The sequence below is a fragment of the Saccharothrix sp. CCNWYY140 genome, assembly GCF_037401995.1.
Taxonomy (GTDB): domain Bacteria; phylum Actinomycetota; class Actinomycetes; order Mycobacteriales; family Pseudonocardiaceae; genus Actinosynnema.
On sequence record NZ_JBBEGC010000087.1, the window covers coordinates 1 to 19,261 of the forward strand.

The window sequence follows — 19,261 nt, forward strand, 5'->3', positions numbered from 1 at the left end:
GGGCGGCGGCAGGCGGGCGGGCGGGCGGCGGCAGGCGGGCGGGCGGGCGGCGGCAGGCGGGCGGCGGGTGGCGGAGGGCGCCAGCGGCGCGGATCCCACAGCGGCAGGTGCGCAGCGGAGGCCGCCCGTGTCGAGTAGTGGGCCGGACAGGCGGCGCAAGCGGGAGCGGGGCGGTGCCTGCCGCAGTGGCGGACAGGCGGCGGAAGCGTGGGCGGGGCGGGTGCCGCAGTGGCGGACAGGTGGCGGGCGGCGCGAGCGGGAGCCGGCGCCGGGGCCGGGGCCGGGGCCGGGGCCGGGGCCGGGGCCGGGGCCGGAAGCGAAGCTGGGTGGTGGTGGCTGGGCGCTTAGGGCTCGCGGTAGAACGGGTTTTCCACCACGCCCTCGCCGTCCGCCCACCGGTACACCTCGCGCCCCTCCACAAACACCCGCAGCGCCCGGCTCATCACGTCCAACGGATCGCCCGACCAGATCACCACATCCCCGTCGAGCCCCACCGCAAGCGAACCCACCCGGTCGTCCAGACCCATGATCCGCGCCGGGTTCACCGTGATCGACTCCAGCGCCACCCGCGGGTCCAGCCCCTCCTTCACGGCCAGGGTCGCCTGGTGCACCAGGAAGTGGATCGGCACCACCGGGTGGTCGGTCGTGATCGCGATCTCCACCCCCGCCCGAGCCAGAACCCCCGGCGTCCGCAACGTCCGAGACCGCAGTTCGACCTTCGACCGAGTGGTGAACAGCGGACCGACGACCACCGGGACGCCCTTCTCCGCCAACAGATCCGCGACCAAGTGCCCCTCGGTCCCGTGGTTGACGATGAGCTTGTAGCCGAACTCGTCGGCCAAGCGCAGCGCGGTGGCGATGTCGTCCGCGCGGTGGCAGTGCTGGCACCACGGCAAGGTCCCGTCGAGCACCTTCGACAGCACTTCCAGCGTGTTGTCCCGGTCGAACGGACCGTCCGCGGCGGCCTTCCGCGCGGCGTAGTCCTGGGCCTTGGTGAAAGCATCCCGGATCACCGCAGCCACACCCTGGCGGGTGGACGGCAGCTTCTTCTGGTCGCCGTACACGCGCTTCGGGTTCTCGCCGAGCGCGCTCTTCACGCTCACCGGGTCGCGCAGGAGCATGTCGTCGACAGTCCGGCCCCAGCACTTCACGGCCACCGTCTGGCCGCCGATCACGTTGCCCGAACCGGGCTTGATGACGGCGGTGGTGACGCCGCCGGACAGGGCGTCGGCGAAGCCGAGGTCGGCCGGGTTGATGGCGTCCAGGGCCTTGAGGCGGGCGCCGTTGGGGTCGGTCATCTCGTTGGTGTCCTGGCCGGCCCAGCCCTCGCCCTCCTCGTGCACGCCGAGGTGGCCGTGGGCCTCCACGAAACCGGGGAGGACCCACGCGCCACCGGCGTCCACGACGGGCACGTCGGTGGGCACCTCGACGGAGGCGCCCACCGCGGCGATCTTGCCGTCCCGGATGAGGACGGTCCCGTTCTCGATCGGCTCGCCCGAAACCGGGACGACGTACCCACCCGTGATAGCGACGTTCATAGTTAGCGACGCTAACGGCCTAGCTCAGGGGACGCAAACCCCAGCGGCCCGCCCACGACTCGCCCGGCTCCAGCCACAGCAGGTCGACGCCGGAGTTCAGCGCGTCCGGCGGGCACGTCATGGGCTCGATCGCCACCGCCCGCCCCCGGCCGGGGAACTCGGGCGTCGTGTAGACCTGCACCCACTTGAAGTCCGGGTCCGCCCACACCTCGACGCCGCCGCCGGGGCCGCGCAGGACGTGCCGCACCAAACCGTCGACCGGCTCGCAGCCGCCGAAGGCCGTGTCCAGCTGCACCCCTTCGAGCAGGCGCGCGACCCGGAAGTCGTAGTCGCCGGACACCGGCACGGCGGGACCGGTCGGGAGCAGGCTGTCCGGGTCCACCGGCAGCACGGTCGTGGCCGCGAGGGACATCGAGGTCTCGTCGGTGGCGGACTGGCCGGCGCGCGGGAACGGGTGGGTGCCGACGCCGAAGGGCGTGCGGGCGTCGCCGACGTTCTGCACGCCGTGCGACACGGTCAGGCCGTTGTCGTCGAGCGCGTAGGTGATGGTCGTGCGCAGTTCGACCGGCCAGCCGAAGCCGGCGACCGGGACCTCCAGCGAGATCAGCGACCCGGTGTGCTCGACGACGTTCCACACGGCCCGCCGCACCAGCCCGTGGATGGCGTTGCCGCGCGCGGGCTCGGTGATCTCCAACTGCTGCTCGACGCCGTCGAGGGTCCACTTGCCGCCCGCGACGCGGTTGGGCCAGGGCACGAGCACCGAGCCGCTGCCCGAGGGCGGTTCGCCGTCGTAGGTCTCGACGTACGGCACACCACCGACGTCGAAGGACTTGAGTCCGGCACCGTCGTGGTCGATGACGGCGCGCGCGGCGCCGTGGGCGATCTCCAGCATCGATCAAGCGTAGCGGGTCACCCCTAACCAACTAGACCAGTCTGTATAGTTCCCGTCATGCCACGCCGCACCGACACCCGCCGGCGGATGGTCCGCACGGCTGCCGACCTCTTCCACGCGCAGGGCTACCACGCCACCGGCCTCAACCAGGTCCTCGCCGAGGGCGGCGCACCCAAGGGTTCGCTGTACTTCCACTTCCCCGGCGGCAAGGAGCAGTTGGCCGTGGAGGCGATCGCCCTGGCCGCCGACGACCTCTGCACCGCACTGCGCGCGGTCTTCGAGAGCACCCCGGACCCCGTGGAAGCCCTGACCAAAGCCCTCGCGCTGCTGGGTGACCGCCTGGAGCGCACGGACTTCCGCGAGGGCTGCCCCATCTCCACGGTCGCCCTCGACGCCTCCGCCGAGAGCGAGCCCATCCGCGAGGCGTGCGTCTCGGCCTACGACTCGTGGCAGCAGGTCATCGCCGACCACCTCGACGGCGACGACGCCCTCGCGACCGTCGCCCTGGCCGCCATCGAGGGCGCGGTCCTGCTCGCCCGCACCCGCCGCGACCTCGCTCCCCTGCACGCCGTGGGCACCCGCCTGGCCGCGCTGATCGGAAGGACGTCCTGATGAAGGTCCACCACCTCAACTGCGGCACCATGCGCCCATTCGGCGGCGGGCTCGTCGACGGCCGGGGCTCCCCGTTCCGCCAGGCCGAACTGGTCTGCCACTGCCTCCTGCTGGAGACCGACGACGGCCTGGTCCTGGTCGACAGCGGCCTGGGCTTGGACGACGTCCGCCGCCCGGCCGAGACCCTGGCCTGGGGCTGGCGCCAGATGTCCCGCCCAGCGCTGGACGAGAACGAGACCGCGATCCGCCAGGTCGAGCGGCTGGGCTTCGACCCGAAGGACGTCCGGCACGTCGTCCTGACCCACCTGGACCTCGACCACGGCGGCGGCCTGCGCGACTTCCCGCACGCGGAAGTCCATGTCCTGCAAGAAGAACTGGAGAACGCGACCCGTCCGAACAAGCGCGGCAACGACGCCGTGCGCTACCCGGACAAGCAGTGGTCCCACGGCCCGAAGTGGGTGACCCACCAGCCGTACGGGGAGAGCTGGTTCGGCTTCGAGGGTGTGCGCGAGTTCCGGGAGGACATCCTCCTGGTCCCCCTCATCGGCCACACCCGGGGCCACACCGGCATCGCCGTCAACACGGACTCCGGCTGGCTGCTGCACGCCGGCGACGCCTACTTCTACCACGGCGAAATGGCCGACCCACCGCACTGCACGCCCGCGCTGGACTTCATGCAGACCCGCATGGAACAGGTCCGCACCCTGCGCCTGACCAACCAGGACCGCCTACGGGAACTCAAGCGCAACCACGACATCGACATCATCAACGCCCACGACGCCACCGAACTGCGCCGCCACCTGGCCTGACCAACGAGCGGGGGCCTCCCGCCACCGACGGAAGGCCCCCACCGTCCTACTTGGACAACTTCTCCGCGTCGAACTCGACCTTCCCGTGCACCAACCGGTTGATCAACCACAACACCAGCCCCGCACCCAGCAGGTACAGGGCGATCTTGTAGTCGTCGACCGGCCGCCCCGACAACGGGCTGGCCAGGTAGGCGCAGGTCACCGCGCCCAGCACCGGCACCCAGGTCGGCGCACGGAAGTGCTTGTGCGCCACCTTCTCCTTGCGCAGCACCAGGACCGCGATGTTGACGATGGTGAACACCACGAGCAGCAGCAGCGCCGTCGTCCCGCCCAGCTTCGCGATGTCCGCCGTGGACACCAGGATCACCGCCACGCCGCTGGTGAAGATGATCGAGATCCACGGCGTCCGCCGGAACGGGTGCACCGTGCCGAACACCTTCGGGATGATCCGCTCGTTGGACATCCCGTAGATCAACCGGCTGGCCATCAGCATGTTGATCAGGGCCGAGTTGATGACCGCGAACAGGCCGATCAGCGAGAAGATCCACAGCGGGAACCCCGGCGCACCGACCTGGACGACCCGCAACAGCGCCGAGCTGCCCGCCTTCGACAGCTCGTCGGCCGGGATCAGCAGCGACGACGTGATGGCCACCATGACGTAGATCGCCGCCGCCACGACCATCCCCCACAGCATGGCGCGGGGGAAGATCCGGACCGGGTCGCGGCACTCCTCCGCCATGTTGACCGAGTCCTCGAAACCGACCATCGCGAAGAACGCCAGCGCGGTCGCCGACGTGATGGCCACCAGGGCGGGCTGGCCGGGCGCGGGGTCGATCTGGGTGAGGCGGCTCGGGTCGCCGTCGCCGGCCAGCACGGCCCACACGCCGATCGCGATGATGATCACCAGGCCGGACAGCTCGATGCAGGTCAGGACCACGTTGGCCTTGACCGACTCGGACACGCCGCGGAAGTTGATCACCGCCAGCCCGGCGATGAACAGGATGGCGACGAGGGTCGCCGACACGGTGAAGGTGTCGGAGAAGAACTCCTTGATCACCGACTGGAGGTAGGTCCGGCCGAACGCCAGGGCCGCCGAGGACGCGGACGTGATGCCCGAGCTCATGACGGCGAAGGCCACCATGAAGGTCAGGAACTGGATCTTGAACGCCCGGTTGGTGTACAGGGCCGCGCCGGCCGCGCGCGGGTACTTGCCGACCAGTTCGAGGTAGCTGAAGGCCGTCAGGAACGCCACCGCGAAGGCGACGAGGAACGGCAACCAGAGGGCTCCGCCGATCTTGCCGGCGACGTTGCCGGTGAGGGCGTAGATGCCGGTGCCGAGGATGTCACCGACCACGAAGAACAGCAGCAACTTGGGGCCGATGGCCCGTTTCAGTTCCGGTTGCGCCGGTGCGCTCGTCGCTTCCGCCATGCCGGTTGAGTGTGCCGGATCACACCCCGCCCGGATAGTTGATCGACCGAACCTTGGGCAAGTCTTGATGTTGCCACTACGGCCCAGCGCTGCCCTAGAGCAGTGACAGCCCTTCGCGGACGTCGATGCGCGCCACGGCCACCGCCTCGTCCAGCGCCGCCCGGAACGCCACCGCCTGCTGGAGGTCCAGCGCGACCGTGCCGCCGACGCCGGGGAGGGAGATCTCCACCGTCCCCCGCGTCACCTCCACGCCGAGCCGCGCGCCTCCCGCTTCGACCTGCCACTCGCTTCGCACCCGGCCGAGGGTGCCGCACCGGCCGGCCACCCGGCAATTACACGATCGTGGCAGGGGAATCCGTGAACCGGTAGCGCCACACCGCCGGGATCGCGAACACCGCCACGACCGTCGCCACCACGACCGCGACCCCACCGAACGCCGTGGCCACCCCCGGCCCGACGACCGCACCGGTGGTGCCGTGCAGCAGGTCCGCCAACCGCGGCCCGCCCGCCACCACGACGATGAACACGCCCTGCATCCGACCGCGCATCTCGTCGCTGGCGGCGGACTGGAGGATCGCACTGCGGAACACCATGCTCACCATGTCCGCCGCACCGCCGATGGCCAGGAACACCACGGCCAGCCACAGCGCGTCGGAGAACCCGAACCCGATCATCGCCACGCCCCAAGCGATGACGGCCAGCACCACGCCCACCCCGTGCCGGTGCACCCGCGAGGTCCACCCCGACACCAGGCCGCACAGCATCGCGCCCAACGGGATCGCGGCGAACAGCCACCCCAACGCGAGCCCACCGCCGGGCGGGTCGCCGTAGGTCACCTCGGCCATCTCCGGGAAGAGGGCACGCGGCATGCCGAACACCATCGCGATGATGTCCAGCAGGAAGGACGCCAACAGCACCTTCTGCACGGCCAGGTACCGGAACCCGTCCACGACGTCCTTCAGCCCGGCCCGCCGGGTCACCCCGTCCAGCGGGGGCAACGGGGGCAACTTCCACACCGCCCAGATCGTGGCCGTCAGCGCGATGGAGTCCACCAGGTACAGCGTCGGCAGGCCGATGACCGGCATCAACGCACCGGCCAACATCGGCCCGAACACCCCGCCGAAGGTCATCACGGTCGAGCTCAGTGCCGCCGCCGCAGGCAGCATGTCCGCCGGCACCAGCCGCGCCACGGACGCGGCACGCGCGGGCGCGTTGGCCGCGAAGAACACCTGCTGGAGCCCGAGCAGAGCGATGACGAGCCACACACTCCGCACGTCGAACGCAGCCTGCAACCACAACAGGACCGACGTCACGGCGATGCCGATGTTGGTCACCACCAACAACTTCCGCCGATCGACAACATCCGCGACCGCCCCGCCCCACAGCCCGAAGACCAACAACGGAACCAGCGCCACACCGGCGGCGATGCCAACCCAGCCCGACGAGCCGGTGATGTCGTAGACCTGCTTGGGCACGGCCACGGCGGTCAGCTGACTGCCCACGGCGGTCACCACGTTGGACAGCCACAGGCGCCGGTACGCGACGACCTTCAGCGGTCGCGTGTCGATGGCGACCTTCCCCAGCAGCTTCCTCACACTCGTTAGCGTACGACAACTAACAACTTCTTTACCGAGACACAGCCCACGCCCGCAGCTGCGCGGAGGCGGCTGCTAGGCGGCGCGGCGACGGCAGCGGTCGGTCTTGGCGCTGCGGCCGAAGCTCGCGATCTTTGTCGGTCCTCGCCGGTAGAATTGATACCGGGGGCCGTGGCCGCGCGCTTCCGCGCCACGGCGCTTCGCGCCAGCCGCCGCAGGTGGCCCCGCCGCAGGCGGGTGCAGTTGGGGCTTGTGCAGGGGCGGCTTGGCGGGGGCGGAGGGCGGGATACGGGACCGCAGCAGAACAACGTCCAGCAAGACCCCAGCCCACCGAGCCCCAAGACCCGACACCCAGCCAGACCCGCGCCCGGCCGCACCCAGCTAGACCCACACCCAGCCAGGCCTGCGCCCAGCCGCCCGATCCCTACCGCAACAGCCCTACGGGGCTACTCGCTGGAGTTCCCACCCGTCCCGCCCCAGCCGGAACCGGAGGCGGTCGTGCATGCGGTCGCGGCGGCCCTGCCAGAACTCGACTTCCTCGGGCCGGATGCGCCAGCCGCCCCAGTGCGGCGGGACCGGGACGCGGTCCGCGTCGGCGAACTGGCGCTCGATCTTGTTCAGCGCGCTCTCCAAAGTGGACCGACCCGACACCACCCGGGACTGCGGCGACGCCCAAGCCCCCAGCTGCGAGCCGCGCGGGCGGCTCTCCCAGTAGCGGGCGGTCTCCTCGGGGCCGACCTTCTCCACCGTGCCGCGCACGTGGGCCTGCCGCTGCATCGCGAACCACGGGAACGTGGCGGAGGCGTACCGGGTGGCCATCAGGTCGTGGCTCTTGGCGGAGGTGTAGTTGGTGAAGAACACCAGCCCCCGCGCGTCCAGGCCCTTGGCCAGCACCGTGCGCGAGGACGGGCGGCCCTCGGGGTCGGCGGTGGCGAGGACCATCGCGTTCGGCTCGGGCAGGCCGGCGCCGGCGGCCTGGTCCAGCCACAGCTGCAACTGCTCGTGCCAGGTCGGCATCAAGTCGCTCTCCGTGAGCGATCCCTGTTCGTAAGACACGCGCATCGACGGCAACGCGATGTTCGTCGTCTCCGACATCCCGAACCTCCCGAGCAGGTTTTTCCTGGCAAGGCACTTGTGGCACCAAGCGATCCCGCGACCGTACGGCTTTCCGCGCCTCCGCGAAACCGCCTGGGTGGTGATGAGTACCACCGGCGTCGTGACTGTAGGTGTGAAGCGGCTGACGGAATCGTGTTCGAGATCGAATCAGATGGTCATCGTGCCGTCACACGATCCGGGATGGTTCCGCCGCGCCCGGGTCAATGCGCGTTCCGCCGTCACCGCGTCGGGTGCGAGGGCGGTCGCCAAAGTGCCACCGCGGGCCAGGGGAACGAGGGACCACCAGTCGTGTGACACCGGTTCCGGGACGTCCGCGCCCCAGCACAGCAGTTCGGTGCCCAGGACCCGCATCCCGGCGAGGCCCGCGGGACTGCCGTCGACGTCCGGGTCGCCGACGCGGGTGGTCTGGCGCACCAGCGGGCCGTCGCGCCGCACGTCCAGCGTGCTGACCAGCTCACCCGGCCGCTCGCCCACCCGGCCGAGGACCAGCAGCTCACGGGTGCGCAGCCGGGCGTCGGCGGCGAGGTCGGCCCGGAACACGGCCTCGTGGCACGCCCGCGCCGTGACGACGGTCGGCTCGGGCGCGTAGTCCAGGCTGCCGCCGGCGTCGACCTCCGCCCGGACCACCGCCCGGCTGCCACCCGGCCGATGACCGGGCAGGGCCAGCGTCGCCGCGACCCCGCGCAACTCCAGGTGCGCGCCCGGCCCGACGCGCACGACCAGTTCCAGGTCGTCCCCGCCCAAAGGCGCGGTAACGGAACTCACCAAGTGGACCAAAGCGCGTGCGCCACCCCGGCGCGGAACGAGACGCAACGGGGTCATCGAGCGCATCTCGCCCACCACCGTCCGGCCGTCGACCGCGTGCACGGAAAGCAGTGCCCGCGCCTTCACCGCCGAAATCCCTGTGGTGTGCGCCACGCCCCGGCGGAGAGGTTTTTCACGGGCGAAACCCGGCGGAGACGTCGGCCTCGGAATGCGCCGGAATCGCCGGGACGCCATCCACTGTGCCGTCGGTCACACCGCGTGGCGATCACCTGACCGTCGCCAGCGTGCGCAGCTGGGCGCGCACCCACTCGGCCACCGCGGGCGCGTCCGGGGTCTCCACCAACGACTGGCTGATCACCGGCAGCTCGCCGCGCATCCGGTGGGCGTCGGCCGCCATGACGACGAGGTCCGCGCCCACCATCGGCGCGAGGTCGGTCTTGTTGATCACCAGCAGGTCCGCCGTCGTGACCCCCGGACCGCCCTTGCGCGGCACCTTGTCCCCGCCGGCCACGTCGACCACGAAGATCTGCCGCTCCACCAGGCCCCGGCTGAACACGGCGGTCAGGTTGTCGCCGCCGCTCTCGATGATCACCAGTTCCAGGCCGGGGAACCGGTGCTCCAGCCGTTCCACCGCGTCCAGGTTGGCGGTGATGTCGTCGCGGATCGCGGTGTGCGGGCACGCGCCGGTCTGCACGGCCTCGATGCGCTCGACGTCCAGGACGCCGGACTTGCGCAGGAAGTCCGCGTCCTCGGTGGTGTAGATGTCGTTGGTGACGACGGCGAGGTTCACGCTGTCGCCCAGCGCCCGGCACAGCGCGGCGGTCAGCGCGGTCTTGCCGCTGCCCACCGGTCCGCCGATGCCGATGCGGACGGCGCCGTGGTGGTGGTCGTGGTCGTGGGGGTCGTGGCCCGGGTCGGTGGGGTCGAAGTTGACCGGGTGGACGTGATCAGCTGACAAAGAGACGCACCTCTTCCCTGTGGTGGCGGTCGTGGGCTTCGGCCAGCAGGTCCAGGCCGGGGGCGCTGGGCGCGGGCAGGTCTTCGGGCGCGGTGTCGGCGTGCTTTTCCGCTTGCGCGACAACGCTTTCCAGGTCGGGTGCGAGCCGCGCGATGATCGCGTTGACGCCGAACGGGTCCAGGCCGAGCAACCGGATGGCGCCCGTGGCCGGACCGGTCACGGCGTGGTAGGCGACGACCTGCGCGGCGGCTCGGGGTTCGCCCACCAGCGCGCCCACGATGATCGGGTGGTGCGGCTCGGGGGTGGCCAGCAGGAGTGCGTCGAGGGTCGAGGAGGGCCACGCTTTCCTTGCCGCACGGGCGATCCCGCGCCCCTGCACGCGCGACGCCGCCCGCTGCGCGGGTGACGGGGTGCGGGCGTCCAGCTCGACGTCCAGCTCCGCGAACCGGCCCCGGGTCGCGGCGGCGGCGAAGATCGCGTTCAACGCGCCCGCCGTGCGCAGTCGCCCGATCAGGAACCGGCGCAGGCCGGGGAGGTCGGTGACCGCCTTGCGGGCCACCGCCTCCTCCAGCCCGCCGGAGTGCACGTGACCCCCGCCCGGGAAGCGGGAGTCGGCGAGCATCAGCGCCGCGAGGTCCATCAGAACAGGTCCATCAGAACAGGAAGTAGCGCTGGGCCATCGGCAGCTCCGCCACCGGGTGCGGCTCGACCAGTTCGCCGTCGACGTGCACGGCGAAGCTGTCCGGGTCCACGCGGACGTCGGGCATGGCGTCGTTGAGCACCATGTCCTTCTTGCCGACCTTGCGCGTGTTGCGCACCGGCACCAAGGGCCTGGACAGCCGGAGCAAGTCGGCCAGGTCGCGGTCCACGGCCTCCTGCGACACGAAGTGCACGCTGCTGCGGGCACCCGCGTGCGCGCCGAACATCGGCCGGGCGAAGACCGGTTGCGGCGTGGGGATGGAGGCGTTCGCGTCGCCCATCGCGGCCCACGCGATGAACCCGCCCTTGAGCACGACCGACGGCCGGACGCCGAAGAACTTGGGCTCCCACAGCACGAGGTCCGCGAGCTTGCCCACCTCGACCGACCCGACCTCGTGGTCGATGCCGTGCGCGATGGCCGGGTTGATCGTGTACTTGGCGACGTACCGGCGGGCGCGCAGGTTGTCCGGCAGCTCGCCGCGCCGGCCGTGCATGACGTGCGCGGTCTGCCACGTGCGGATAATGACCTCGCCGACCCGGCCCATCGCCTGCGAGTCGGAGCTGATCATGGAGATCGCGCCCAGGTCGTGCAGCAGGTCCTCGGCGGCGATCGTGGTCGGCCGGATGCGGCTCTCGGCGAAGGCCAGGTCCTCGGGCACGGACGGGTTGAGGTGGTGGCACACCATCAACATGTCCAGGTGCTCTTCGAGGGTGTTGATGGTGTGCGGGCGGGTCGGGTTGGTGGAGGAGGGCAGCACGTTCGGCTCGGAGACGACCCGGATGATGTCCGGCGCGTGCCCGCCGCCCGCGCCCTCGGAGTGGTAGGCGTTGATCGAGCGGCCCGCGATCGCGTCCACGGTGGACTCGACGAAACCGGCTTCGTTGAGGGTGTCGGTGTGGATGGCGACCTGCACGCCGGACTCGTCGGCGATGCGCAGGGCGGCGTCGATGGCGGCGGGGGTGGTGCCCCAGTCCTCGTGCAGCTTGAACCCGCCCGCGCCGGCGTGCAGCTGCTCGCGCAGGGCGTCGTCGCGGACGGTGTTGCCCTTGCCCAGCAAGAGGACGTTGACCGGCATGTGGTCCATCGCGGCGAGCATCCGGCCCAGGTTCCACGCGCCGGGCGTGACCGTGGTGGCCTTGGTGCCCTCCGCCGGGCCGGTGCCGCCGCCGATGAGCGTGGTCAGGCCGGACGCGAGGGCCTCGTCCACGATCTGGGGGCAGATGAAGTGCACGTGGCAGTCGATGCCGCCGGCGGTGAGGATCTTGCCGTTGCCGGACAGGACCTCCGTGGCGGGGCCGATGACCAGCGCCGGGTCCACGCCGTCCATGACGTCGGGGTTGCCCGCCTTGCCGATGCCGACGATCCGGCCGTCCCGCACGCCGACGTCGGCCTTGACCACGCCCCAGTGGTCGAGGATGACCGCGCCGGTGATGACCAGGTCCGGGGCGCCTTCGGCGCGGGTCGCGGTGCCCTGGCCCATCGACTCGCGGATCACCTTGCCGCCGCCGAAGATCACCTCGTCACCGGCGTGCGGGCCGCGGCTGCGGTCCTCGGTGACCTCGATCGTGAGGTCGGTGTCGGCGAGCCGGACCCGGTCGCCGGTCGTGGGGCCGAACAGTTCGGCGTAGCGCTCGCGGCTGAGCTCCGTCACCGGTCGAGGTCTCCCGCCCACTCGGGGCGCAGGCCGGGGACCCGGCGGGCGCCGGCCAGCGGCACCAGGGTCACCTCGCGCTCCACGCCGGGTTCGAACCGCACCGCCGTGCCCGCGGGCACGTCCAGCCGCTTGCCCCACGCCGCCTCGCGGTCGAACTCCAGACCGGGGTTGACCGCGGCGAAGTGGTAGTGCGAGCCGACCTGCACCGGCCGGTCCGCGGTGTTCACGACGACCAGCGTCGTGCGCGGGCGGCCGGGGTTCAGCTCGACCGGTTCGGCACCGGTGATGATCTCGCCAGGGCGCACGGGCCACTCCTTCACACGCGCTCGGTTCACACGATCGGGTGGTGCACGGTCACGAGTTTCGTGCCGTCCGGGAAGGTGGCCTCCACCTGCACGGACTCGATCATCTCGGGCACGCCGGACAGCACCTGGGCACGGGTGAGGACGTGCCGGCCGCTGTCCATCAGCTCGCTGACCGTGCGGCCGTCGCGCGCGCCCTCCAGCACGTGGTCCGTGATCAGCGCCACGGCTTCGGGGTAGTTGAGCACCACCCCGCGCTCCAGCCGGCGCCGCGCGACGTCGGCCGCCACGTGGACCAGCAGTTTCTCCTGCTCGTGGGGCGTGAGGTGCATCCGGTGAGATCTACCAGACGAAACGCCGGTACCGCAGGACGGAAACAAGCACTTAACAGGTGATCTTCTTCTGAATCGGTTCCTGAATCGTGACCGACGACACGGAAAACCTTCGTTGCCAGTGCGCCACAAGGGGAGCAAGGTTTTCCCAACTCTTGACTCTCGCGGACGAGGAGCGCACAGCGTGGTGCAGCAAACCGAGCAGGACGGATTCCGGCCGGGCCTGGAGGGTGTCGTCGCCTTCCGCACCGAGATCGCCGAGCCGGATCGCGACGGTGGCGCGCTGCGCTACCGCGGGGTGGACATCGAGGACCTGGCCGGGAAGGTCACCTTCGGCAACGTCTGGGCGCTGCTGGTCGACGGCCGCTTCGGGCCGGGCCTGCCGCCCGCGGAGCCGTTCCCGATCCCCGTGCACACCGGCGACGTGCGGGTGGACGTGCAGGCCGCGCTCGCGATGGTCGCGCCGATATGGGGTTACCAGCCGCTGCTGGACATCAGTGACGAGGACGCCCGCGCCCAGCTGGCCCGCGCGTCGGTGATGGCCCTGTCGTACGCGGCTCAGTCCGCGCGCGGCATCGGGCGGCCCGCCGTGCCGCAGAAGCGCATCGACGAGTGCACGACCATCACCGAGCGCTTCCTGACCCGCTGGCGCGGCGAGCCGGACCCGGCGCACGTGAAGGCCCTGGACGCGTACTGGGTGTCCGCCGCCGAACACGGCCTCAACGCCTCGACGTTCACCGCCCGCGTCATCGCCTCGACCGGCGCCGACGTGGCGGCCTCCATGTCCGGCGCCATCGGCGCCATGTCCGGCCCGCTGCACGGCGGCGCCCCGGCCCGCGTGCTGCCGATGATCGAGGAGGTCGAGCGCACCGGCGACGCGCGCGGCTTCGTGAAGGGCATCCTGGACCGCGGCGAGCGCCTGATGGGCTTCGGCCACCGGGTGTACCGGGCGGAGGACCCGCGGGCGCGCGTGCTGCGGCGGACGTGCCTCGAGCTGGGGGCGGAGCGCTACGAGGTGGCCGCGGCCCTGGAGCAGGCGGCCCTGGCGGAACTGCGCGAGCGCCGCCCGGACCGGGCCATCGAGACCAACGTCGAGTTCTGGGCGGCGGTCATCCTGGACTTCGCCCAGGTCCCGCCGCACATGATGCCCGCCATGTTCACCTGCGCCCGGACCGCCGGCTGGTCGGCCCACATCCTGGAGCAGAAACGCACCGGCCGCCTCGTCCGCCCGTCCGCGACCTACGTCGGCCCCGGCCCGCGCAAGCCGTCCGAGGTCGAAGGCTGGGAAGAGATCGCCTGACGACCCGACGCCGGGCCGCCCACCACGGCCGGCCCGGCCAGCGTCACCCGGCCGGCCCGGCCAGCGTCACCCGGCCGGCAGATCCGCTGTTCACACCGCTCGGCGGTCCGGCTGAACGTGAGCAGCAACACCCGGTTGTCATCGTTCGGCCATGCGGCTGCAACACTGGTGACCCCGGCAACGGCGCCGGTCAGGCTGTCCAACACCTCCCCCGTACCCGGAGGCTTCGCTATGACCCAGACCGCCGACCCGACCACCTTGGTCCTGCCCTCCGACCTGCGGCCGTCCGACGGCCGGTTCGGTTGCGGCCCGTCCAAGGTCCGTCCCGAGGCCCTCGAGGCCCTGGCGACCGAGGGCGCGTCCCTGATGGGCACCTCCCACCGGCAGAAGCCGGTGAAGTCGCTGGTCGGCTCCGTGCGGTCCGGGTTGCGCGAGCTGTTCTCGCTGCCGGAGGGTTACGAGGTCGTCCTCGGCAACGGCGGCACCACCGCCTTCTGGGACGCCGCCGCGTTCGGCCTGGTCCGCGAGCGGGCGCAGCACTTCACCTACGGCGAGTTCTCGTCGAAGTTCGCCAAGGTCACCTCCGACGCGCCGTTCCTCGGCGACTCGATCGTGGTCAAGGCCGACCCCGGCTCGGCGCCGGAGATCACCTACGCCGAGGGCGCCGACCTGGTCGGCTGGGCGCACAACGAGACGTCCACCGGTGTCGCGGTGCCGGTGTCCCGGCCCGCCGGGTCGGAAGGCGCGCTGGTCGCCATCGACGCCACCTCCGGCGCGGGCGGCCTGCCGGTGAACGCGGCCGACTTCGACGTCTACTACTTCGCGCCGCAGAAGTGCTTCGCCTCCGACGGCGGCCTGTGGATCGCCCTGATGTCCCCGGCCGCGCTGGAGCGGGTCGCGGAGATCGGCGCGTCCGGCCGGTGGGTGCCGGAGTTCCTGTCGCTGACCACGGCGCTGGACAACTCGACCAAGGACCAGACGTACAACACGCCGTCGCTGGCGACGCTGTTCCTGCTGAACAACCAGATCGAGTGGATCCTGGGCAACGGCGGCCTGTCCTGGGCCGTGGAGCGCACCGCGGACTCGTCGTCGCGGCTGTACTCGTGGGCCGAGGCGACCTCGTACACGACGCCGTACGTGTCCGACCCGGCGTACCGCTCGCAGGTCGTCGGCACGATCGACTTCGACGACTCGGTGGACGCCTCCGTGGTGGCGAAGGTGTTGCGCGCCAACGGCATCGTGGACGTCGAGCCGTACCGCAAGCTGGGCCGCAACCAGCTGCGGGTCGCGATGTTCCCGGCCGTCGAGCCGACCGACGTGACCACGCTGACCAAGGCCGTCGACTGGGTCGTCTCCCAGCTCTGACCAAGGCCGTCGACTGGGTCGTCTCCCAGCTCTGCCCCCGGTGGACGGGTCCCCGTCCGGCCTTCGCGCCGGACGGGGACCCGTTCCCTTTCCGCGGTCGTTCCCCTCAGGCGAGGGCTTCGGTCGGTGCCAGGCGGGCGGCCCGCATGGCGGGGTATGCGCCGGCGACAGCCCCGACCACCATCGCCACCACCACCCCACCGAGCAGGGCCGGCACCGGGACCACGGCCGGCCACTGCCGGCTCGCCGCGTACCCGGCCGTCACCGCCACCCCCACCAGCACGCCGACCAGGCCCCCGAGCCCGGACAGCAGCACCGACTCCGCGAGGAACTGCCCGCGGACCTGCCGACGGGTCGCCCCCAGCGCCCGCCGCAGCCCGATCTCCCGACGCCGTTCCAGCACCGAGATGACCATCGTGTTCGCCACACCGACCCCACCGACCAGCAGCGCGACCCCGCCCAGGCCCAGGAACAGGGCGCTGAACGAGCTCTCGGTCAACCGCTTCGCGGCCAGCGCCTCCGACGGGCGGGCCACGTTCACCTCGTTCGGCTGCTCCGGGTTGAGCGTGCGGCCCAGCACGTTGCGCACCGCTTCGACGGCCGAGTCGACGGCACGCACGTAGACCGTGCTCGGGTGACCGTCGAACCCGAAGTCGCGCTCCGCCGTCGACCACCCCACCAACACGGACCGCTCGATCTCCGGTGACAACGGCATCGGCCGCAGCACACCGACGACCGTGAACCACTTGCCACCGATCCACACCAGCCGACCGGGCCGGTCGATCCCCAGCCGCGTCGCGGCCACCGACCCGAGCACAACACCGGGCGTGTCGGCGTCGAGGAACCGACCGCTGGCGACCTCGCCCTCCAGCACCCCCAACAGGTCGGGCCGCGCGGCGAGCACGGACAACCCGGACGTCTCGTCGGCCGGCACCTGGTCGTTGCGCCGGACGGTCTGCCCGGTCCGACCAGTGCCGCTGGCGGCGGTGACCGGCCCGATCCGCTGCGCCATCGGGACGGCGGTGAGCGGCAGCTTGGCGTCGTCACCACCGAAGGTCTGCCCCGGCTGGGCCTGGAGGAGGTTGGTGCCGAGCCGGTCGAGCTGGTCCTGGAGCGCCCGCTGACTGGACGCGGGAATCCCAACGACCGCCACCACCGCAGCGATCCCGATGGCAATCCCCAACGCCGACAACACCGCCCGCAACGGCCGAGTCCGCATGCCATGCGCCCCAAGCCGAACCACATCCCCCGGCCGCAACCGCGCCGCCTCCGGCAAAACCGGCACACCCGAGGACCCTGCCGACCCTCCAGCCGCCCCCGGCACCTCCGCGACCACCGGCGAAGCCGCCGAACCCCCGACCGACCCCGCCGAAGCTGCCGACCCAGCCGAACCTCCAGCGTGCCCCGGCCAGTCCGGCGGCCCCACCGAACCACCCGCCGACCCTGCCGGACTCCCCGCCAGCCCCGCTGGGCTCGCCTGGCCCGGCGGGTTCGTGGCTGCCCCTCCGCCCTCTGGTTGCGGTTGGCGCGGGCCCGTCACGTGATCACCCCGTCCCGCACTTCCACCCGGCGCGGAGCGGCGGCGGCCACCTCGCGGTCATGGGTGATGATCACGACCGTCGTGCCGTCGCGGTTCAGCTCGCGCAGCAGCTCCAGCACCCCGTGGCCGTTGCGGCTGTCGAGGTTGCCGGTGGGCTCGTCGGCCAGCACGATCGCCGGCCGGTTGACCACGGCCCGCGCGATCGCCACCCGCTGCCGCTCGCCACCGGACAGCTCCTCCGGCCGGTGCGTGGCCCGGTGCGACAACCCGACCCGTTCCAGCGCCTCGGCCGCCATCACCCGCCGACGCTTCCGCGGCACACCCGCGTAGAGCAGGCCGGTGGCCACGTTGTCGATCGCGGGCACACCGTCACTCAGGAAGAACTGCTGGAAGACGAACCCGATCCACCCCGCCCGCAGCGCGGACAGCCGCCGGTCGGACAGCGCGGACACGTCCTGCCCCCGCACCTCCACCCGGCCCGCGGTGGGACGGTCGAGCGTGCCCATGAGCTGGAGCAGCGTCGACTTCCCCGACCCCGAGGGGCCGACGATGGCGAGCATCTCGCCGTCCTCGACGGTCAACGAAACATCCCGCAACGCCTCCACCCCGCCGGGATAGGTCCGGCTGACCCGGTCGACGACGATCACGACCGAACCACCCCCGGACGCACCCCGGCACCGCCAGCGACCGCGCGGTCTGGGGTTCTGCGACCTGTGGCTGTCATGAGGTGGTCACCACCTTCAGGCCCTCCGTCACGCCGTCGCCGGTGATCTCGACCTTGCCCTTGGCGAACAGGCCCGTCTTCACCGGCAGCAGGCGGCGGTCGTCGGCTGTCTCCACCGCGTAGCCGCCCTCCGCCAAGGCCAGCAGTGCCCCGACCGGCACGGTGAGGACGTTCTCCCGCCGACCCACGGTGAACAGCACGCCGGCGGACGCCGTGTCGACCCCCTCGGCCGCCTTCGGGTCGTCCAGCGCGATGGTCACGGTCACCTTCGGCTTCTCCGTCGGGTTGTCCGAGGTGGGCGACGGTGTCACCGACGTGATCGTGCCGGTGGTCGGCTTGCCGCCGGTGATCTCCACCTCGACCTTGTCCCCGGTCTTGGCGAAGCGCTGCTTGGACTTCTCCAGCTCGACCGTCACGGCCCGGTCCGTGCCGGTGACCTTCATCAGGTCACCGGCGCCCGGCGCACCGAGCTGCGCGCTCACCGACGACACCCGCACGGCACCCGTCTGCACCACCACGTCGCCGGACCCGACCGCGCCGGTCTGCTCCAGCCCGTTGGCCTTCTGCCACTTCTTCACCGCCGCGGCGGTGGCCGATGTGTACTTCTCGTCCGGTGTGCCGAAGTCGGTGAACCCCAGCGCCGCGAGGTTCTCCTCCACCACCTTCACGTCCGGCCCGTTGTCCACGCCCGCCGACAGGTCCCGGTACAGCGGCAACCCGCCGAAGAACAGCGGCACCGGCTTGGCGTCGACCGAGTAGACGGCCTCGCCGCGCTCCAGCACCTCACCCACCGCCGGCAGCCCCGTGATGGTGCCCGGTCTGCGGCCCGCCAGCGGGTGCTCCGCGCCGTACCCGACCGTGCCGGTGACGGTCTGCTGGTCGGCCAGCGTGGTGCGCTGGACCTCCACGCTCTTCGCGGGCTCACCCCGCTCGGGCTCCGCGCCGGCGCGTTCCGCCGACACCCGGGTCAGCGCCACGGCCGTCCCGGTCCCCAGCAGCGCCACCGCCACCACGCCCGCGAGCAACCACCTCCCCCGTTCAGCCATCAGCCCGCTCCAGCTTCCCGCCCTTGCCGAAACCGCATTCCTCCATCGCCTTCTGCGTCTTCTCCGTGTCGTCGCCGAAGGGCAGCTGGATGGCACCGCCGCTGTCGAAGTCCGGGTCGGGCACGTCGATTCCCTTTTCACGCAGGCACTTGATCTCCTCCCGCATCCGGTCCATCTCCTCCGGTGTCGGCTTGCGCATCTCCCCGCCGTTGGGCAGGTACTGCTTGCACGCCTCCTCCGCCGCCTTCATCTCCTCCATCCCGAGGTCGCCGCCCTCGACCCGCATCGTGATGCCGCCGTCGCCCGCGACCTCGGGATCGGGCATGTCCACGCCCTGTTCCCGCATGCACTTGGCGAACTCGCGCACCTTGTCCTCGTCCCGCGCGCCGTCCTCCGGCGCGGCCGACGAACTGCTCGTCGGACCGCCGGAGATCGACGCCACCCCGTCGTCCCGCGGGGCGGTGCCGCAGCCCGCCAGCAGGACCACTCCCAGCACCAGCCAGATCGGTTTTCGCATGATCCGATTTGTACGGACCGGGCGATCTCGGCCCGATAAGCGAAATCGCTTATCGGCTGCTTATGTC

The 19,261-nt window shown here is 71.6% G+C and carries 20 protein-coding genes; 4 read left to right on the top strand and 16 right to left on the bottom strand.

Features of this window, described 5'->3' with window-relative positions:
• Window positions 1-344: 344 nt before the first annotated feature.
• Both WBN91_RS28695 and WBN91_RS28700 read right to left on the bottom strand, forming a co-directional pair.
• Entirely contained in the window at window positions 345-1,538 is a 1,194-nt protein-coding gene (locus WBN91_RS28695) for an amidohydrolase (RefSeq protein WP_337723762.1), read from the bottom strand.
• Between the two features lie 19 nt (window positions 1,539-1,557).
• Window positions 1,558-2,430, bottom strand: coding sequence for an aldose 1-epimerase family protein (locus WBN91_RS28700; RefSeq protein WP_337723763.1), 873 nt, complete (start codon window positions 2,428-2,430; stop codon window positions 1,558-1,560).
• 57 nt (window positions 2,431-2,487) lie between these two features.
• Here WBN91_RS28700 and WBN91_RS28705 point away from each other — a divergent pair, with 57 nt between their 5' ends.
• Together WBN91_RS28705 and WBN91_RS28710 are read left to right on the top strand one after the other, a co-directional pair.
• Entirely contained in the window at window positions 2,488-3,042 is a 555-nt protein-coding gene (locus WBN91_RS28705; RefSeq protein ID WP_337723764.1) for a TetR/AcrR family transcriptional regulator, read from the top strand.
• Window positions 3,042-3,851: an MBL fold metallo-hydrolase gene (locus WBN91_RS28710; protein WP_337723765.1), complete on the top strand. Its 810-nt coding sequence runs from the start codon at window positions 3,042-3,044 to the stop codon at window positions 3,849-3,851. Before WBN91_RS28705 ends, WBN91_RS28710 begins: the two co-directional genes overlap by 1 nt.
• A gap of 46 nt (window positions 3,852-3,897) precedes the next feature.
• Here the strand turns inward: WBN91_RS28710 and WBN91_RS28715 are convergent, their stop codons facing one another.
• The 10 genes from WBN91_RS28715 to WBN91_RS28760 form a co-directional block, all read right to left on the bottom strand.
• Window positions 3,898-5,280, bottom strand: a complete 1,383-nt coding sequence (locus tag WBN91_RS28715; RefSeq protein WP_337723766.1) for an APC family permease — start codon at window positions 5,278-5,280, stop codon at window positions 3,898-3,900.
• Window positions 5,281-5,374: 94 nt separating this feature from the next.
• Window positions 5,375-5,575, bottom strand: a complete 201-nt coding sequence (locus WBN91_RS28720; protein ID WP_337723767.1) for a hypothetical protein — start codon at window positions 5,573-5,575, stop codon at window positions 5,375-5,377.
• 37 nt (window positions 5,576-5,612) lie between these two features.
• On the bottom strand, window positions 5,613-6,875 hold the full coding sequence (locus WBN91_RS28725) for an MFS transporter (protein ID WP_337723768.1): 1,263 nt from the start codon (window positions 6,873-6,875) through the stop codon (window positions 5,613-5,615).
• A gap of 438 nt (window positions 6,876-7,313) precedes the next feature.
• Window positions 7,314-7,970 carry a pyridoxamine 5'-phosphate oxidase gene (pdxH, locus tag WBN91_RS28730; protein WP_337723769.1) on the bottom strand — a complete coding sequence of 219 codons (657 nt, stop codon included), beginning with the start codon at window positions 7,968-7,970 and terminating at the stop codon, window positions 7,314-7,316.
• Window positions 7,971-8,138: 168 nt separating this feature from the next.
• Window positions 8,139-8,882 (bottom strand): urease accessory protein UreD, encoded by a 744-nt coding sequence (locus WBN91_RS28735; RefSeq protein ID WP_443217821.1) that lies wholly within the window; start codon window positions 8,880-8,882, stop codon window positions 8,139-8,141.
• A gap of 139 nt (window positions 8,883-9,021) precedes the next feature.
• Window positions 9,022-9,714 carry an urease accessory protein UreG gene (ureG, locus tag WBN91_RS28740; RefSeq protein ID WP_337723770.1) on the bottom strand — a complete coding sequence of 231 codons (693 nt, stop codon included), beginning with the start codon at window positions 9,712-9,714 and terminating at the stop codon, window positions 9,022-9,024.
• The gene (locus WBN91_RS28745; RefSeq protein WP_337723771.1) at window positions 9,704-10,354 is read right to left on the bottom strand and encodes an urease accessory protein UreF; all 651 of its coding nucleotides are present in this window, start codon (window positions 10,352-10,354) and stop codon (window positions 9,704-9,706) included. Before WBN91_RS28745 ends, ureG begins: the two co-directional genes overlap by 11 nt.
• A gap of 13 nt (window positions 10,355-10,367) precedes the next feature.
• Window positions 10,368-12,065 carry an urease subunit alpha gene (locus tag WBN91_RS28750; RefSeq protein WP_337723772.1) on the bottom strand — a complete coding sequence of 566 codons (1,698 nt, stop codon included), beginning with the start codon at window positions 12,063-12,065 and terminating at the stop codon, window positions 10,368-10,370.
• Complete coding sequence (locus WBN91_RS28755; protein WP_121231493.1) at window positions 12,062-12,373, bottom strand: urease subunit beta; 312 nt, start codon at window positions 12,371-12,373, stop codon at window positions 12,062-12,064. Before WBN91_RS28755 ends, WBN91_RS28750 begins: the two co-directional genes overlap by 4 nt.
• Window positions 12,374-12,399: 26 nt before the next feature.
• Entirely contained in the window at window positions 12,400-12,702 is a 303-nt protein-coding gene (locus WBN91_RS28760; RefSeq protein WP_337723773.1) for an urease subunit gamma, read from the bottom strand.
• Window positions 12,703-12,886: 184 nt separating this feature from the next.
• Between WBN91_RS28760 and WBN91_RS28765 the strand changes: the two genes are divergently transcribed.
• Both WBN91_RS28765 and serC read left to right on the top strand, forming a co-directional pair.
• Entirely contained in the window at window positions 12,887-14,002 is a 1,116-nt protein-coding gene (locus WBN91_RS28765) for a citrate synthase 2 (protein WP_337723774.1), read from the top strand.
• 231 nt (window positions 14,003-14,233) lie between these two features.
• Window positions 14,234-15,367, top strand: coding sequence for a phosphoserine transaminase (gene serC / locus WBN91_RS28770; RefSeq protein ID WP_337723775.1), 1,134 nt, complete (start codon window positions 14,234-14,236; stop codon window positions 15,365-15,367).
• A 106-nt stretch (window positions 15,368-15,473) separates the two neighbouring features.
• Here the strand turns inward: serC and WBN91_RS28775 are convergent, their stop codons facing one another.
• The 4 genes from WBN91_RS28775 to WBN91_RS28790 form a co-directional block, all read right to left on the bottom strand.
• Window positions 15,474-16,586 carry an ABC transporter permease gene (locus WBN91_RS28775; protein ID WP_337723776.1) on the bottom strand — a complete coding sequence of 371 codons (1,113 nt, stop codon included), beginning with the start codon at window positions 16,584-16,586 and terminating at the stop codon, window positions 15,474-15,476.
• Window positions 16,587-16,903: 317 nt separating this feature from the next.
• The gene (locus WBN91_RS28780) at window positions 16,904-17,554 is read right to left on the bottom strand and encodes an ABC transporter ATP-binding protein (RefSeq protein ID WP_337723777.1); all 651 of its coding nucleotides are present in this window, start codon (window positions 17,552-17,554) and stop codon (window positions 16,904-16,906) included.
• Between the two features lie 73 nt (window positions 17,555-17,627).
• A complete protein-coding gene (locus tag WBN91_RS28785; protein WP_337723778.1) occupies window positions 17,628-18,677 on the bottom strand; it encodes a peptidoglycan-binding domain-containing protein in 1,050 nt (349 codons plus the stop codon).
• A complete protein-coding gene (locus WBN91_RS28790; protein WP_337723779.1) occupies window positions 18,670-19,194 on the bottom strand; it encodes a hypothetical protein in 525 nt (174 codons plus the stop codon). The genes WBN91_RS28785 and WBN91_RS28790 overlap by 8 nt, the downstream gene beginning before the upstream one ends.
• Between the last annotated feature and the right edge of the window lie 67 nt (window positions 19,195-19,261).

Bases quoted from the DNA above. Each gene is read 5' to 3' on its own strand.
- WBN91_RS28695 (WP_337723762.1), bottom strand. From the start codon at position 1,538: ATGAACGTCGCTATCACGGGTGGGTACGTCGTCCCGGTTTCGGGCGAG.
- WBN91_RS28700 (WP_337723763.1), bottom strand. From the start codon at position 2,430: ATGCTGGAGATCGCCCACGGCGCCGCGCGCGCCGTCATCGACCACGAC.
- WBN91_RS28705 (WP_337723764.1), top strand. From the start codon at position 2,488: ATGCCACGCCGCACCGACACCCGCCGGCGGATGGTCCGCACGGCTGCC.
- WBN91_RS28710 (WP_337723765.1), top strand. From the start codon at position 3,042: ATGAAGGTCCACCACCTCAACTGCGGCACCATGCGCCCATTCGGCGGC.
- WBN91_RS28715 (WP_337723766.1), bottom strand. From the start codon at position 5,280: ATGGCGGAAGCGACGAGCGCACCGGCGCAACCGGAACTGAAACGGGCC.
- pdxH (WP_337723769.1), bottom strand. From the start codon at position 7,970: ATGTCGGAGACGACGAACATCGCGTTGCCGTCGATGCGCGTGTCTTAC.
- WBN91_RS28745 (WP_337723771.1), bottom strand. From the start codon at position 10,354: ATGGACCTCGCGGCGCTGATGCTCGCCGACTCCCGCTTCCCGGGCGGG.
- WBN91_RS28760 (WP_337723773.1), bottom strand. From the start codon at position 12,702: ATGCACCTCACGCCCCACGAGCAGGAGAAACTGCTGGTCCACGTGGCG.
- serC (WP_337723775.1), top strand. From the start codon at position 14,234: ATGACCCAGACCGCCGACCCGACCACCTTGGTCCTGCCCTCCGACCTG.
- WBN91_RS28775 (WP_337723776.1), bottom strand. From the start codon at position 16,586: ATGCGGACTCGGCCGTTGCGGGCGGTGTTGTCGGCGTTGGGGATTGCC.
- WBN91_RS28785 (WP_337723778.1), bottom strand. From the start codon at position 18,677: ATGGCTGAACGGGGGAGGTGGTTGCTCGCGGGCGTGGTGGCGGTGGCG.
- WBN91_RS28790 (WP_337723779.1), bottom strand. From the start codon at position 19,194: ATGCGAAAACCGATCTGGCTGGTGCTGGGAGTGGTCCTGCTGGCGGGC.